The sequence below is a fragment of the Bergeriella denitrificans NBRC 102155 genome, assembly GCF_001592185.1.
Classification (GTDB): Bacteria; Pseudomonadota; Gammaproteobacteria; order Burkholderiales; family Neisseriaceae; genus Neisseria; species Neisseria denitrificans.
This window is the reverse complement of record NZ_BCWL01000027.1, coordinates 1-14128: the sequence shown is the minus strand read 5'-3', so window position 1 is coordinate 14128 and position 14128 is coordinate 1. Positions and strand designations below refer to the sequence as shown.

At 46.7% G+C, this 14128-nt stretch carries 29 protein-coding genes; all 29 read left to right on the top strand.

The features are described 5' to 3' along the window. Positions 1-18: 18 nt before the first annotated feature. The 29 genes from rpsJ to rplQ all read left to right on the top strand — a co-directional run bounded on the left by rpsJ (position 19) and on the right by rplQ (position 13996). On the top strand, positions 19-330 hold the full coding sequence (rpsJ, locus tag BDE01S_RS03230) for a 30S ribosomal protein S10 (RefSeq protein ID WP_002642322.1): 312 nt from the start codon (positions 19-21) through the stop codon (positions 328-330). A gap of 237 nt (positions 331-567) precedes the next feature. Further along, on the top strand, positions 568-1212 hold the full coding sequence (gene rplC, locus BDE01S_RS03225) for a 50S ribosomal protein L3 (RefSeq protein WP_066077365.1): 645 nt from the start codon (positions 568-570) through the stop codon (positions 1210-1212). Next, the gene (rplD, locus tag BDE01S_RS03220) at positions 1212-1832 is read left to right on the top strand and encodes a 50S ribosomal protein L4 (protein ID WP_066077362.1); all 621 of its coding nucleotides are present in this window, start codon (positions 1212-1214) and stop codon (positions 1830-1832) included. Before rplC ends, rplD begins: the two co-directional genes overlap by 1 nt. Further along, positions 1829-2137: a 50S ribosomal protein L23 gene (gene rplW / locus BDE01S_RS03215; RefSeq protein ID WP_172459274.1), complete on the top strand. Its 309-nt coding sequence runs from the start codon at positions 1829-1831 to the stop codon at positions 2135-2137. The genes rplD and rplW overlap by 4 nt, the downstream gene beginning before the upstream one ends. Positions 2138-2150: 13 nt before the next feature. Continuing rightward, a complete protein-coding gene (gene rplB / locus BDE01S_RS03210) occupies positions 2151-2984 on the top strand; it encodes a 50S ribosomal protein L2 (protein ID WP_066077357.1) in 834 nt (277 codons plus the stop codon). A 5-nt stretch (positions 2985-2989) separates the two neighbouring features. After that, on the top strand, positions 2990-3268 hold the full coding sequence (gene rpsS, locus BDE01S_RS03205) for a 30S ribosomal protein S19 (protein ID WP_002215422.1): 279 nt from the start codon (positions 2990-2992) through the stop codon (positions 3266-3268). Positions 3269-3276: 8 nt separating this feature from the next. Then, complete coding sequence (gene rplV, locus BDE01S_RS03200) at positions 3277-3606, top strand: 50S ribosomal protein L22 (protein ID WP_003749277.1); 330 nt, start codon at positions 3277-3279, stop codon at positions 3604-3606. 9 nt (positions 3607-3615) lie between these two features. After that, on the top strand, positions 3616-4308 hold the full coding sequence (gene rpsC, locus BDE01S_RS03195; protein ID WP_066077354.1) for a 30S ribosomal protein S3: 693 nt from the start codon (positions 3616-3618) through the stop codon (positions 4306-4308). Beyond that, on the top strand, positions 4292-4708 hold the full coding sequence (rplP, locus tag BDE01S_RS03190; protein ID WP_066077350.1) for a 50S ribosomal protein L16: 417 nt from the start codon (positions 4292-4294) through the stop codon (positions 4706-4708). The genes rpsC and rplP overlap by 17 nt, the downstream gene beginning before the upstream one ends. Beyond that, positions 4708-4899 carry a 50S ribosomal protein L29 gene (gene rpmC, locus BDE01S_RS03185; protein WP_002215432.1) on the top strand — a complete coding sequence of 64 codons (192 nt, stop codon included), beginning with the start codon at positions 4708-4710 and terminating at the stop codon, positions 4897-4899. Before rplP ends, rpmC begins: the two co-directional genes overlap by 1 nt. Continuing rightward, a complete protein-coding gene (gene rpsQ, locus BDE01S_RS03180) occupies positions 4899-5162 on the top strand; it encodes a 30S ribosomal protein S17 (protein ID WP_066077348.1) in 264 nt (87 codons plus the stop codon). Before rpmC ends, rpsQ begins: the two co-directional genes overlap by 1 nt. Before the next feature lie 222 nt (positions 5163-5384). After that, a complete protein-coding gene (gene rplN, locus BDE01S_RS03175) occupies positions 5385-5753 on the top strand; it encodes a 50S ribosomal protein L14 (RefSeq protein ID WP_066077345.1) in 369 nt (122 codons plus the stop codon). Between the two features lie 13 nt (positions 5754-5766). After that, positions 5767-6090 (top strand): 50S ribosomal protein L24, encoded by a 324-nt coding sequence (gene rplX, locus BDE01S_RS03170; RefSeq protein ID WP_066077341.1) that lies wholly within the window; start codon positions 5767-5769, stop codon positions 6088-6090. A gap of 9 nt (positions 6091-6099) precedes the next feature. Then, a complete protein-coding gene (gene rplE, locus BDE01S_RS03165) occupies positions 6100-6639 on the top strand; it encodes a 50S ribosomal protein L5 (RefSeq protein WP_066077338.1) in 540 nt (179 codons plus the stop codon). 3 nt (positions 6640-6642) lie between these two features. Continuing rightward, positions 6643-6948, top strand: a complete 306-nt coding sequence (gene rpsN / locus BDE01S_RS03160; protein WP_066077335.1) for a 30S ribosomal protein S14 — start codon at positions 6643-6645, stop codon at positions 6946-6948. 14 nt (positions 6949-6962) lie between these two features. Next, a complete protein-coding gene (gene rpsH / locus BDE01S_RS03155) occupies positions 6963-7355 on the top strand; it encodes a 30S ribosomal protein S8 (protein WP_066077332.1) in 393 nt (130 codons plus the stop codon). A 13-nt stretch (positions 7356-7368) separates the two neighbouring features. Further along, positions 7369-7902 (top strand): 50S ribosomal protein L6, encoded by a 534-nt coding sequence (rplF, locus tag BDE01S_RS03150; RefSeq protein ID WP_066077329.1) that lies wholly within the window; start codon positions 7369-7371, stop codon positions 7900-7902. A gap of 13 nt (positions 7903-7915) precedes the next feature. Beyond that, complete coding sequence (rplR, locus tag BDE01S_RS03145) at positions 7916-8269, top strand: 50S ribosomal protein L18 (RefSeq protein WP_066077326.1); 354 nt, start codon at positions 7916-7918, stop codon at positions 8267-8269. A 17-nt stretch (positions 8270-8286) separates the two neighbouring features. Further along, complete coding sequence (gene rpsE / locus BDE01S_RS03140; RefSeq protein WP_066077323.1) at positions 8287-8805, top strand: 30S ribosomal protein S5; 519 nt, start codon at positions 8287-8289, stop codon at positions 8803-8805. After that, positions 8798-8983, top strand: a complete 186-nt coding sequence (rpmD, locus tag BDE01S_RS03135; RefSeq protein WP_003684808.1) for a 50S ribosomal protein L30 — start codon at positions 8798-8800, stop codon at positions 8981-8983. Before rpsE ends, rpmD begins: the two co-directional genes overlap by 8 nt. Position 8984: 1 nt before the next feature. Next, positions 8985-9419, top strand: coding sequence for a 50S ribosomal protein L15 (rplO, locus tag BDE01S_RS03130; protein ID WP_066077321.1), 435 nt, complete (start codon positions 8985-8987; stop codon positions 9417-9419). A gap of 13 nt (positions 9420-9432) precedes the next feature. After that, positions 9433-10743, top strand: a complete 1311-nt coding sequence (gene secY, locus BDE01S_RS03125) for a preprotein translocase subunit SecY (RefSeq protein WP_066077318.1) — start codon at positions 9433-9435, stop codon at positions 10741-10743. Positions 10744-10747: 4 nt separating this feature from the next. Further along, positions 10748-10966: a translation initiation factor IF-1 gene (gene infA, locus BDE01S_RS03120; RefSeq protein ID WP_003684714.1), complete on the top strand. Its 219-nt coding sequence runs from the start codon at positions 10748-10750 to the stop codon at positions 10964-10966. Between the two features lie 19 nt (positions 10967-10985). Further along, complete coding sequence (gene rpmJ, locus BDE01S_RS11060) at positions 10986-11099, top strand: 50S ribosomal protein L36 (RefSeq protein WP_003697674.1); 114 nt, start codon at positions 10986-10988, stop codon at positions 11097-11099. 68 nt (positions 11100-11167) lie between these two features. After that, positions 11168-11530 carry a 30S ribosomal protein S13 gene (rpsM, locus tag BDE01S_RS03115; protein WP_066077315.1) on the top strand — a complete coding sequence of 121 codons (363 nt, stop codon included), beginning with the start codon at positions 11168-11170 and terminating at the stop codon, positions 11528-11530. Between the two features lie 19 nt (positions 11531-11549). Beyond that, positions 11550-11945: a 30S ribosomal protein S11 gene (gene rpsK, locus BDE01S_RS03110; RefSeq protein ID WP_002216249.1), complete on the top strand. Its 396-nt coding sequence runs from the start codon at positions 11550-11552 to the stop codon at positions 11943-11945. Positions 11946-11964: 19 nt separating this feature from the next. Beyond that, positions 11965-12585, top strand: a complete 621-nt coding sequence (rpsD, locus tag BDE01S_RS03105) for a 30S ribosomal protein S4 (RefSeq protein WP_066077312.1) — start codon at positions 11965-11967, stop codon at positions 12583-12585. A gap of 25 nt (positions 12586-12610) precedes the next feature. Then, a complete protein-coding gene (locus BDE01S_RS03100; RefSeq protein ID WP_066077309.1) occupies positions 12611-13597 on the top strand; it encodes a DNA-directed RNA polymerase subunit alpha in 987 nt (328 codons plus the stop codon). A 24-nt stretch (positions 13598-13621) separates the two neighbouring features. Then, positions 13622-13996: a 50S ribosomal protein L17 gene (gene rplQ / locus BDE01S_RS03095; RefSeq protein WP_066077306.1), complete on the top strand. Its 375-nt coding sequence runs from the start codon at positions 13622-13624 to the stop codon at positions 13994-13996. Positions 13997-14128: the final 132 nt, after the last annotated feature.

Here is a 14128-nt window from a genome sequence, read left to right as displayed (position 1 = left end):
TAGATAAGGATATAGATAATGGCTAACCAAAAAATCCGTATCCGTCTGAAAGCTTACGATTACAGCTTGATTGACCGTTCTGCACAAGAAATCGTAGAAACTGCCAAACGTACCGGTGCAGTGGTAAAAGGTCCGATTCCTTTACCAACTAAAATCGAACGTTTCAACATTCTGCGTTCTCCGCACGTGAACAAAACTTCCCGTGAGCAATTGGAAATCCGTACGCACCTGCGTCTGATGGACATTGTTGACTGGACTGATAAAACAACTGACGCGCTGATGAAGCTGGACTTGCCGGCCGGCGTGGACGTGGAAATTAAAGTTCAATAATCTGTATTGAAGCAAGCCGAACAGTTTTCTGTTCGGCTTTTTTATGCCGTAAGGCCGTCTGAAAAAACCTCTGTCGTGGTTTTCAGACGGCCTTGTGATGAAAACGCTAAGTTTTTATTGATATTTTTTCCGATAGTGAAGTATAATTGCGGACTTGGTGCTGATGTACCAAGTTTTTATCTTTGTCCGAAGGTAGGCCAATCGTAGCTTGCCCCTTTACTTAAAAGGAAAATAATCATGACTTTAGGTCTGGTTGGACGCAAAGTTGGTATGACCCGCGTGTTCGACGAACAGGGTGTTTCTGTTCCGGTAACTGTGTTGGATATGTCTGCTAACCGCGTTACACAAGTTAAATCCAAAGATACTGACGGCTATACTGCCGTACAAGTTACCTTTGGTCAGAAAAAAGCAAACCGTGTCAATAAAACCGAAGCCGGTCACTTTGCGAAAGCAGGCGTGGAAGCCGGTCGCGGCTTGGTTGAGTTTGCTTTGACTGAAGAAAAATTGGCTGAGCTGAAAGCCGGTGACGAAATCACTGTAGCTATGTTTGAAGTCGGTCAATTGGTTGATGTAACCGGCACCTCTAAAGGTAAAGGTTTCTCCGGTACCATCAAACGTCATAACTTCGGTTCTCAACGTACCTCTCACGGTAACTCGCGTTCTCACCGCGTTCCCGGTTCTATCGGTATGGCTCAAGACCCTGGTCGCGTTTTCCCCGGTAAGCGCATGGCCGGTCAATACGGTAACACCAAAGCAACTGTTCAAAAACTGGAAGTTGTACGCGTGGATGCCGAGCGCCAACTGCTGCTGGTGAAGGGTGCTGTTCCTGGTTCGGTAAACAGCGATGTCGTGGTACGTCCAAGCGTGAAAGTAGGTGCGTAATGGAATTGAAAGTAATTGACGCTAAAGGACAAGTTTCAGGCAGCTTGGCTGTTTCTGATGCTTTGTTTGCTCGTGAATACAATGAAGCATTGGTACACCAACTGGTTACTGCTTTTTTGGCAAATGCCCGTTCCGGCAACCGTGCTCAAAAAACCCGTGCTGAAGTAAATCACTCGACTAAAAAACCATGGCGCCAAAAAGGTACCGGCCGTGCTCGTTCCGGTATGACTTCTTCTCCGCTGTGGCGTAAAGGTGGTCGTGCGTTCCCGAACAAACCTGACGAAAACTTCACTCAAAAAGTGAACCGTAAAATGTACCGTGCAGGCATGGCTTCCATCCTGTCTCAACTGGTGCGTGACGAGCGTCTGTTTGCCATCGAGTCGCTGACTGCTGAAACTCCGAAAACCAAAGTTTTTGCTGAACAAGTGAAAAACCTGGGTCTGGAGCAAGTGCTGTTTGTCACCAAACAGCTGGACGAGAATGTTTATTTGGCTTCACGCAACTTGCCGAATGTACTGGTTTTGGAAGCTCAACAAGTTGATCCTTACAGCTTGCTGCGCTACAAAAAAGTCATCATCACTAAAGATGCAGTTGCACAATTAGAGGAGCAATGGGTATGAATCAACAACGTTTGACTCAAGTGATTTTGGCACCTATCGTTTCTGAAAAAAGCAACGTATTGGCTGAAAAACGCAATCAAATGACGTTTAAAGTGGCTGCTAATGCGACCAAAACCGAAATTAAAGCTGCTGTCGAGCTGCTGTTCGGTGTTCAGGTTGCTGCGGTAACTACCGTTACCATCAAAGGTAAAACCAAACGTTTTGGTCGTACTTTGGGCCGTCGCAGCGATGTTAAAAAAGCTTATGTGAGCTTGGCTGCCGGTCAAGAGTTGGATTTGGAAGCCGCTGCTGCAGCTGCAGAATAAGGAATAAGTTAAAATGGCAATCGTTAAAATGAAGCCAACCTCTGCAGGTCGTCGCGGCATGGTTCGCGTTGTTGCAGAAGGTTTGCACAAAGGTGCACCTTATGCACCTCTGGTTGAAAAGAAAAACTCTACTGCCGGTCGTAACAACAATGGTCACATCACCACCCGTCATAAAGGCGGTGGTCATAAGCACCATTACCGTGTTGTAGATTTCAAACGTAACAAAGACGGTATCCCTGCAAAAGTCGAGCGTATCGAATACGATCCGAACCGTACTGCTTTCATCGCACTGCTGTGCTATGCGGACGGCGAGCGTCGTTACATCATCGCTCCGCGCGGTGTTCAAGCCGGTGCCGTATTGGTATCTGGTGCGGAAGCTGCAATTAAAGTAGGTAACACTCTGCCTATCCGCAACATTCCGGTAGGTACGACTATCCACTGTATCGAAATGAAGCCGGGTAAAGGTGCGCAAATCGCCCGTTCTGCCGGTGCTTCTGCAGTATTGTTGGCTAAAGAAGGTGTTTACGCCCAAGTACGTCTGCGTTCCGGTGAAGTGCGTAAAATCCACGTGGATTGCCGTGCAACCATCGGTGAAGTCGGTAACGAAGAACAAAGCCTGAAGAAAATCGGTAAAGCCGGTGCAAACCGCTGGCGCGGTATTCGCCCGACCGTTCGTGGTGTCGTAATGAACCCTGTCGATCACCCGCACGGTGGTGGTGAAGGCCGTACCGGCGAAGCTCGCGAACCGGTCAGCCCATGGGGTACGCCTGCTAAAGGTTACCGCACTCGTAATAACAAACGCACGGATAACATGATTGTTCGTCGTCGTTACTCAAATAAAGGTTAATTAATATGGCTCGTTCATTGAAAAAAGGCCCATATGTAGACCTGCATTTGCTGAAAAAAGTAGATGCTGCTCGTGCAAGCAACGATAAACGTCCGATTAAAACTTGGTCACGTCGTTCTACCATTCTGCCTGATTTTATCGGCTTGACTATCGCTGTACACAACGGCCGTACCCACGTGCCGGTATTCATCAGCGACAACATGGTCGGTCACAAATTGGGTGAGTTCTCATTGACCCGTACCTTTAAAGGCCACTTGGCCGATAAAAAGGCCAAAAAGAAATAAGGTGAATCATGAGAGTAAGTGCACAACATAAAAATGCCCGTATTTCAGCTCAAAAAGCTCGCTTGGTAGCTGATTTGATTCGTGGTAAAGACGTTGCCCAAGCTTTGAACATCTTGGCATTCAGCCCGAAAAAGGGGGCCGAGCTGATCAAGAAAGTATTGGAATCAGCCATCGCCAATGCCGAGCACAACAACGGTGCCGATATTGACGAACTGAAAGTGGTAACCATCTTCGTGGACAAAGGTCCAAGCCTGAAACGTTTCCAGGCGCGTGCCAAAGGTCGCGGTAACCGCATTGAAAAACAAACTTGTCATATCAATGTGACAGTGGGCAACTAAGGAAAAGCTATGGGACAAAAGATTAACCCTACAGGCTTTCGCCTGGCGGTAACTAAAGACTGGTCTTCAAAATGGTTTGCTAAAAGCAACGAATTTTCGACTGTATTGAAGCAAGATATCGATGTTCGTAACTACCTGCGTACCCGTTTGGCAAATGCCTCTGTGGGTCGTGTAGTGATTGAACGTCCTGCGAAATCTGCCCGTATTACCATTCATTCTGCCCGTCCGGGTGTCGTAATCGGTAAAAAAGGCGAGGATATCGAAATCTTGAAACGTGACCTGCAAGCTCTGATGGGTGTGCCGGTACATGTGAATATCGAAGAAATCCGTAAGCCTGAGCTGGATGCGCAGATTATTGCAGATGGCATTGCGCAACAATTGGAAAAACGTGTCCAATTCCGCCGTGCAATGAAACGTTCTATGCAAAATGCCATGCGCGCCGGTGCTAAAGGTATCAAAATCATGACTTCAGGCCGTCTGAACGGTGCGGATATCGCGCGTAGCGAATGGTACCGCGAAGGCCGTGTGCCTCTGCATACTCTGCGTGCCAACGTTGATTATGCAACCAGTGAAGCTCACACCACTTACGGTGTGTTGGGTCTGAAAGTTTGGGTTTACACCGAAGGTGATGTGAAATCTTCCGCTAAACCTGAAGAGAAGAAACAAAGAAAGGCAGGTGGTCGTCATGCTGCAGCCAACTAGACTGAAATACCGCAAACAGCATAAAGGCCGTAACACTGGTATCGCAACCCGCGGTAACAAAGTAAGCTTCGGCGAATACGGTTTGAAAGCTGTCGGCCGCGGCCGTTTGACTGCCCGCCAAATCGAGGCGGCCCGTCGTACCATGACCCGTCACATCAAACGTGGCGGCCGTATTTGGATTCGTGTGTTCCCGGATAAACCGATTACCGAAAAACCGATTCAAGTCCGTATGGGTGGCGGTAAAGGTAACGTTGAATACTACGTTGCTGAAATCAAACCAGGCAAAGTATTGTACGAGATGGACGGTGTTCCTGAGCAACTGGCGCGCGAAGCCTTCGAATTGGCTGCTGCTAAATTGCCGATTCCTACAACCTTTGTAGTAAGACAGGTAGGTCAATAATGAAAGCAAATGAATTGAAAGACAAATCTGTTGAGCAATTAAATGCTGATTTGCTTGACTTATTGAAAGCACAATTTGGCTTGCGCATGCAAAATGCAACCGGTCAGTTGGGTAAGCCCAGCGAACTGAAACGTGTGCGTCGCGATATTGCTCGTATTAAAACCGTTTTAACTGAAAAAGGTGCCAAGTAATGAGCGAAGCTAAAAACGTTCGTACTTTGCAAGGCAAAGTAGTAAGCGACAAAATGGACAAAACCGTAACCGTATTGGTTGAGCGCAAAGTCAAGCATCCGCTGTACGGTAAAATCATCCGCTTGTCTACCAAAATCCACGCTCATGATGAAAAGAATGAGTACGGTATCGGTGATGTAGTGGTGATTGCGGAAACCCGTCCGTTGTCAAAAACCAAATCTTGGATTGTTAAAGAACTGGTTGAAAAAGCACGCACTGTTTAAATTTTAAGACAGTAATGCTTTAATAAGAAACGAAGTATTGCAGCAAATTGAATTTGCGTGTAAACTTCGTTTCTTATCTTTCAGCGTCCTGCTGAAAGTTTCTTCCCGTCGGGATCCAAGACTGGTTTACTAGAACCGTGATGGTTTCAGCTGGTAAGCAGCAATCGAGCTGTGAGTCAGTTGAAAAGGGTAAATTAAGTTGGTTAATTTAAAGGTAATAACATGATTCAAATGCAGACCATCTTAGATGTGGCTGATAACTCTGGTGCGCGCCGTGTAATGTGCATCAAGGTATTGGGCGGATCTAAGCGTCGCTATGCTTCGGTTGGCGATATTATCAAAGTTGCAGTTAAAGATGCTGCTCCCCGTGGCCGTGTTAAGAAGGGTGATGTATACAATGCTGTTGTCGTTCGTACGGCAAAAGGCGTTCGTCGTCCGGATGGTGCGCTGATTAAGTTCGATAACAATGCTGCAGTATTGTTGAACAACAAGCTCGAGCCTATGGGTACGCGTATTTTCGGCCCGGTAACCCGTGAGCTGCGTACAGAGCGGTTTATGAAGATTGTTTCATTGGCGCCTGAAGTGCTGTAAGGAAAAAATAGCGATGAACAAAATTATTAAAGGCGATCAAGTTGTTGTCATTGCCGGTAAGGACAAGGGCAAGCAAGGTCAGGTAGTTCGCGTGCTGGGTGATAAAGTGGTTGTTGAAGGTGTAAACGTTGTTAAGCGTCACCAAAAACCGAATCCGATGCGCGGTGTTGAAGGTGGTATCATTGCAAAAGAAATGCCTTTGGCGATTTCCAATGTTGCGATTTTCAATCCTGAAACCAATAAAGCAGACCGTGTTGGTATTAAACTGATTGAAGGCGAAGGTAAAGTCAAACGTGTTCGCTTCTTCAAATCTAACGGCTCTATCATCGGAGCATAAGGAGATAACATGGCTCGTTTGAGAGAGTTTTACAAAGATACCGTTGTGCCTGAGTTGGTAAAACAATTCGGCTACAAATCAGTAATGGAAGTGCCTCGTATTGAGAAAATCACTCTGAACATGGGTGTGGGTGAGGCAGTTGCTGATAAAAAAGTAATGGAACATGCTGTTGCTGATTTGGAAAAAATTGCCGGTCAGAAACCCGTTGTTACTGTTGCACGTAAATCTATCGCAGGTTTTAAAATCCGTGACAACTACCCGGTAGGCTGCAAAGTGACCCTGCGTCGCGATCAAATGTTCGAATTCTTGGATCGTTTGATTACCATTGCTCTGCCCCGTGTGCGTGACTTCCGCGGTGTAAACGGTAAATCATTTGACGGTCGCGGCAACTACAACATGGGTGTTCGCGAACAAATCATTTTCCCGGAAATTGAATACGATAAAATCGATGCTTTGCGTGGTTTGAATATTACCATTACCACCACTGCGAAAACTGACGAAGAAGCTAAAGCTTTGCTGTCTCTGTTCAAGTTTCCGTTCAAAGGATAATCAATGGCTAAGAAAGCACTTATTAATCGCGAGCTGAAACGCCAGGCTTTGGCGAAAAAATATGCAGCTAAGCGCGCAGCAATTTTTGCAGTGATTAACGATGCGAATGCGACCGAAGAAGAGCGTTTTGAAGCGCGCCTGAAATTCCAAGCAATTCCCCGTAATGCTGCACCTGTACGTCAACGTCGTCGTTGTGCTTTGACAGGTCGTCCGCGTGGTACATTCCGTAAATTCGGTTTGGGCCGTATTAAAATCCGTGAAATCGCAATGCGTGGCGAGATTCCGGGTGTTGTTAAAGCTAGCTGGTAATAGGAGTATTAATAATGAGTATGCATGATCCTATTTCCGATATGTTGACTCGTATCCGTAATGCGCAACGTGCTAACAAAGTAGCGGTTGCGATGCCTTCTTCAAAACTGAAATGTGCGATTGCCAAAGTTTTGAAAGAAGAGGGTTACATCGAGGATTTTGCGGTTTCTGCCGATGCGAAGCCGGTATTGGAAATTCAATTGAAATACTATGCAGGTCGCCCTGTGATTGAGCAAATCAAGCGCGTATCACGTCCCGGTCTGCGTATTTATAAAGCCTCTAGCGAAATCCCGAGCGTGATGAACGGTCTGGGTGTTGCTATTGTTAGTACTTCTAAAGGTGTGATGACTGATCGCAAGGCACGTTCTGAAGGTGTCGGCGGTGAGTTGTTGTGCATCGTAGCCTAGTGGAGAAAATTAAATGTCACGCGTAGCAAAAAACCCAGTGACTGTTCCTGCTGGGGTTGAAGTAAAATTTGGAACCGAAGCTTTGGTAGTGAAGGGTAAAAACGGCGAGCTGTCTTTCCCGCTGCCTGCCAACGTAGCTATCGAATTGAATGACGGCCAATTGACTTTCGCAGCCAAAGACGATACCAAACAGGCAAATGCTATGTCAGGTACTGCCCGTGCGCTGGTAAACAATATGGTTAAAGGCGTTTCAGAAGGTTTTGAGAAAAAACTGCAATTGATCGGCGTGGGTTACCGTGCTCAAGCTCAAGGCAAAGTTCTGAACCTGTCTTTAGGCTTCTCTCATCCTATCGTATACGAAATGCCTGAGGGTGTGGCCGTTCAGACACCTAGCCAAACAGAGATTGTCTTGACTGGTGCAGATAAACAAGTTGTTGGTCAAGTTGCTGCCGAAATCCGCGCATTCCGTGCTCCTGAGCCTTATAAAGGTAAGGGTGTACGCTATGTAGGCGAAGTGGTAGTGATGAAAGAAGCCAAGAAAAAATAATTGAGGTTCACTAATGAATAAACATGCAACCCGACTCCGTCGCGCACGCAAAACCCGTGCACGTATTGCGGACTTGAAAATGGTAAGATTATGCGTGTTCCGCACAAATAATCACATTTATGCTCAAGTAATTAGTGCTGAAGGTGATAAAGTATTGGCTCAAGCCTCTACCTTGGAAGCTGAAGTACGCAACAGCCTGAAATCCGGTAGCAATGTTGAAGCAGCTACTGTTGTAGGCAAGCGTATTGCTGAAAAAGCAAAAGCAGCAGGTGTTGAAAAAGTTGCTTTTGACCGCTCAGGTTTTCAATATCACGGTCGTGTGAAAGCTTTGGCTGAAGCTGCACGTGAAAATGGTTTAAGCTTCTAATATTCGGAGACTTTCAGATGGCAAAACATGAAATTGAAGAGCGCGGTGACGGCCTGATCGAAAAGATGGTCGCTGTAAACCGTGTAACTAAAGTGGTCAAAGGCGGCCGCATCATGGCTTTCTCTGCGCTGACAGTTGTCGGTGATGGTGATGGTCGTATCGGTATGGGCAAAGGCAAATCCAAAGAGGTGCCGGTGGCTGTACAAAAAGCAATGGATCAAGCACGTCGTTCGATGATTAAAGTACCTTTGAAAAATGGTACCATTCATCATGAAGTTATCGGCCGTCACGGTGCGACCCGCGTATTTATGCAGCCTGCCAAAGAAGGTAGCGGTGTGAAAGCCGGTGGTCCGATGCGTTTGGTATTTGATGCGATGGGTATCCATAACATCTCTGCCAAAGTACACGGCTCGACCAACCCTTACAACATCGTACGAGCTACCTTGGACGGCTTGTCAAAACTGTACATTCCTGCTGACATCGCAGCGAAACGCGGCCTGACAGTAGAAGAGATTTTAGGAGCTAACCATGACTGAGCAGAAAAAAATCAAAGTAACTTTGGTTAAAAGCCTGATTGGTACCATCGAATCTCATCGTGCTTGTGCTCGCGGTCTGGGTCTGCGCCGCCGCGAACATACCGTAGAGGTTTTAGATACCCCGGAAAATCGTGGCATGATTAATAAAATCAGCTACCTTTTGAAAGTGGAGTCGTAATATGTTTTTGAATACTATTAAGCCTGCAGAAGGTGCTACTCATGCAGCCCGCCGCGTAGGTCGCGGTATCGGTAGCGGCTTGGGTAAAACAGGCGGCCGCGGCCACAAAGGTCAAAAAAGCCGTTCCGGCGGTTTCCACAAGGTAGGTTTCGAAGGCGGTCAAATGCCTTTGCAACGCCGTTTGCCGAAGCGTGGCTTTAAGTCTCTGACTGCTGCATTGAATGCAGAAGTCCGCCTGAGCGAACTGGCATTGGTTGCTGTTGAGGAAATCGATGTATTGGCTTTGAAACAAGCCGGTCTGATTCCTGCAAATGCACAAAACGTTAAAGTAATTGCTTCCGGTGAAATCACTAAAGCCGTTACTCTGAAAGGCATTAAAGCAACTAAAGGTGCTAAGGCTGCTATTGAAGCTGCCGGCGGTAAAGTTGAAGAATAAGGCTTAAATCATAGTGGCTAATCAACAATCTTCATCAGGTCTGTCAAAATTCGGCGACTTGAAAAAGCGTTTGCTGTTTTTACTGGGTGCGCTGATTGTTTTCAGAATCGGCGCCCATATCCCAGTGCCGGGAGTAGATGCTGTTGCATTAGCTAAATTATACGAAAGCGCTGGGAACGGCATCTTGGGCATGTTGAATATGTTCTCAGGAGGTTCGTTAGAGCGCTTTAGTATATTTGCTATCGGTATCATGCCGTATATTTCGGCCTCCATTATCGTTCAACTGGCTTCGGAAATTCTCCCTTCTTTGAAAGCTTTGAAGAAGGAAGGCGAGGCGGGGCGGAAGGTAATTACGAAATATACGCGTTATGGTACGGTATTACTCGCTGTCTTGCAGAGTATGGGGGTTGCAACCTTTGTTTTCCAACAAGGCATTGTTGTTGCAAATCCGGTTGAGTTTCATATTTCGACAATAGTATGTCTGGTTACCGGTACCATGTTTTTGATGTGGTTAGGTGAGCAGATTACCGAGCGCGGTATCGGCAACGGTATTTCGCTGATTATTACGGCAGGTATCGCAGCGGGTATTCCGGCAGGCGTTGCTCAATTGATTACGCTGACCAGTCAGGGATCGATGAGTATGCTGATGGCGGTGTCTATCGTAATCGGTGCATTATTGTTGATTTATGTGGTGGTTTATTTTGAGAGCGCGCAGCGCAAGATTCCTGTGCATTATGCCAAGCGCCAGTTTGGCGGTGTGACTCAGGGGCAAAATACCCATATGCCGTTCAAGCTCAATATGGCCGGTGTGATTCCTCCGATTTTTGCTTCCAGTATCATTCTCTTCCCGTCTACTTTGCTGGGTTGGTTTGGTTCTAGCAATACAGATAGCTGGCTATACAAAGTTTCAAGTTGGTTACAGCACGGTCAGCCTGCATATATCATTTTATTTGCGGCGACTATTGTCTTTTTCTGCTACTTTTATACAGCATTGGTATTCAGCCCGAAAGAAATGGCTGAAAACCTGAAAAAGAGTGGAGCGTTTGTTCCTGGTATCCGCCCGGGCGAGCAAACTTCCAGATATCTGGAAAAAGTGGTATTGCGTCTGACTCTGTTCGGCGCGCTGTATATCACGATTATTTGTTTGATTCCCGAATTTTTGACAACGGCTTTAAACGTTCCGTTCTATTTGGGTGGCACATCCTTGTTGATTCTCGTTGTGGTTACAATGGATTTCAACACGCAGATCAACTCTTACCGCATGACACAGCAGTATGAAGATTTGCTCAAGCGCCCGGATATGAAATCATTATCACGTAAATAAGACTATGGCTAAAGAAGATACCATACAGATGCAAGGCGAAATTCTTGAAACTTTGCCGAATGCAACATTCAAAGTCAAACTCGAAAACGACCATGTGGTGTTAGGTCATATCTCTGGTAAAATGCGGATGCATTACATCCGCATTTCTCCGGGTGATAAGGTCACCGTTGAGTTGACTCCTTATGATTTAACCCGTGCTCGTATCGTGTTCCGAGCAAGATAGACTGTAAAAAGGAAAAAAAATGCGCGTACAACCTTCTGTAAAGAAAATTTGCCGCAACTGCAAAATTATTCGTCGTAATCGCGTAGTTCGTGTAATTTGTACTGACCCACGTCACAAGCAACGTCAAGGCTAAGAGGCTACATTTCCTCTTAACCTGATTTTGTGGTATAGTGACACACTTTGCCCTAAAAAGGAAAAAATATGGCTCGTATTGCAGGGGTGAATATCCCTAATAATGCCCATATCGTTATCGGCCTGCAGGCCATTTACGGTATTGGCGCGACTCGTGCTAAATTGATTTGCGAGGCTGCAAACATTGCGCCTACTACCAAAGCAAAAGATTTGGACGAGACTCAATTGGACGCTTTGCGTGAACAAGTTGCCAAATATGAAGTAGAAGGCGACCTGCGCCGTGAAGTAACGATGAGCATCAAACGACTGATGGACATGGGCTGCTACCGCGGCTTCCGCCACCGTCGTGGCCTGCCTTGTCGCGGTCAACGCACTCGCACCAATGCCCGTACCCGCAAAGGTCCGCGCAAAGCGATTGCCGGTAAGAAATAATTTTTAAGGAATTTGATTAATGGCTAAAGCAAACACAGCTTCGCGTGTACGTAAGAAAGTACGTAAAACCGTAAGCGAAGGTATTGTGCATGTACATGCTTCTTTCAACAATACCATCATTACAATCACCGACCGTCAAGGCAATGCATTGTCTTGGGCTACCTCTGGCGGCGCTGGTTTTAAAGGTTCTCGTAAAAGTACACCGTTTGCCGCTCAAGTAGCAGCAGAAGCAGCTGGTAAAGTTGCCCAAGAGTATGGCGTTAAAAATTTGGAAGTCCGCATCAAAGGCCCGGGTCCAGGCCGCGAATCTTCCGTACGTGCGCTCAACGCTCTTGGTTTCAAGATTACCAGCATTACTGACGTTACCCCGTTGCCTCATAACGGCTGCCGTCCGCCTAAGAAACGTCGTATTTAATATTGGAGTGATTTGAAACATGGCACGTTATATTGGCCCTAAATGTAAATTAGCACGCCGCGAAGGTACAGATCTGTTCCTGAAGAGCGCCCGTCGTTCTCTGGATTCTAAATGTAAGATGGATTCTGCGCCCGGTCAGCACGGTGCTAAAAAACCGCGTTTGTCAGACTACGGTTTGCAACTGCGTGAAAAACAAAAAATCCGCCGTATCTACGGCGTATTGGAACGCCAGTTCCGCCGTTACTTTGCCGAGGCTGCGCGCCGCAAAGGCTCTACCGGCGAATTGCTGCTGCAACTGCTGGAATCCCGTCTGGACAACGTAGTGTACCGTATGGGTTTCGGTTCTACCCGTGCAGAAGCCCGTCAGCTGGTTTCCCACAAAGCGATTACCGTTAACGGTCAAGTAGTCAATATTCCTTCTTTCCAAGTTAAAGCTGGTGATGTTGTAGCTGTCCGCGAGAAAGCTAAAAAACAAGTGCGTATTCAAGAGGCTTTGAGTTTGGCTACCCAAATCGGTCTGCCAAGCTGGGTTTCTGTTGAAGCAGACAAATTGGAAGGCGTATTCAAAAATATGCCTGATCGCTCAGAATTGACTGGCGATATTAATGAACAGCTGGTGGTAGAGTTCTACTCTAAATAATGCTAGCTCAGTGAGGGACAGTTAAATGCAAAATAGCACAACCGAATTTTTGAAACCTCGTCAAATTGATGTCGATACTTTGTCTGCCACCCGCGCCAAAGTATCTATGCAGCCTTTTGAACGTGGTTTTGGCCACACTTTAGGTAATGCTTTGCGTCGTATCTTACTGTCATCCATGAATGGCTTCGCACCTACTGAAGTGGCTATTGCCGGTGTTTTGCATGAATACTCTACCGTTGACGGCGTACAGGAAGATGTCGTAGACATCCTGCTGAATGTCAAAGGTATCGTATTCAAGCTGCACGGCCGTAGCCAAGTTCAGCTGACTTTGAAAAAATCGGGCGCAGGTCCGGTATTGGCCGGCGATATCGAGCTGACCCACGATGTGGAAGTTTTAAATCCCGATCACGTCATCTGCCATTTGTCCGACAACGGCCAAATCGAGATGGAAATCAAAGTCGAGCAAGGCCGGGGCTACCAATCCGTATCAGGCCGCCGCGTTGTGCGCGACGACAACAAACAGATTGGTGCGATTCAGTTGGATGCGAGCTTTTCGCCCATCAGCCGTGTTAGCTTTGAAGTTGAACCTGCACGCGTAGAACAGCGTACCGACTTGGATAAATTGGTTTTGGATATCGAAACCGACGGCTCCATCGACCCGGAAGAAGCTGTACGCAGTGCCGCACGTATTTTAATTGACCAAATGTCTATCTTTGCCGATCTGCAGGGTACGCCGGTTGAAGAGGTGGAAGAAAAAGCACCTCCGATTGACCCGATTCTGCTGCGTCCGGTAGACGATTTGGAATTAACCGTACGTTCAGCTAATTGTCTGAAAGCTGAAGATATTTATTATATTGGCGATTTGATTCAACGTACTGAAACCGAGCTTTTGAAAACACCGAATTTAGGCCGTAAATCTTTGAATGAAATCAAAGAAGTGTTGGCATCAAAAGGTTTGACACTGGGTTCTAAATTGGAAGCTTGGCCGCCTGTAGGCTTGGAAAAGCCGTAAGTTTGAAGATTAAAGGATAATGACATGCGTCATCGTAATGGTAACCGCAAATTAAACCGTACCAGCAGCCACCGCGCTGCGATGCTGCGCAATATGGCAAACTCATTGCTGACTCACGAAACCATCGTGACCACTTTGCCTAAAGCCAAAGAACTGCGCCGCGTGGTAGAGCCCCTGATTACTTTGGGCAAAAAACCTTCTCTGGCAAACCGCCGTCTGGCGTTCAACCGCACCCGCGACCGCGATGTAGTGGTTAAACTGTTCGACGAGCTGGGTCCGCGCTTCGCTGCCCGTAACGGCGGTTATGTCCGCGTACTGAAATACGGTTTCCGTAAAGGCGACAATGCTCCTCTGGCATTGGTCGAACTGGTTGACAAAGCTGCCGAAGCAGCCGAGTAATCGAAAAAAATACCATCTGTATAGCAGGTGGTATTTTTTTATGCTTTTAAAAGATGTTTGATTGTGGAGTATGCTCGAATACAATAAGAATAGCAGAGCAAATCAAAATATAGTCATTTAAAATAAGAATGG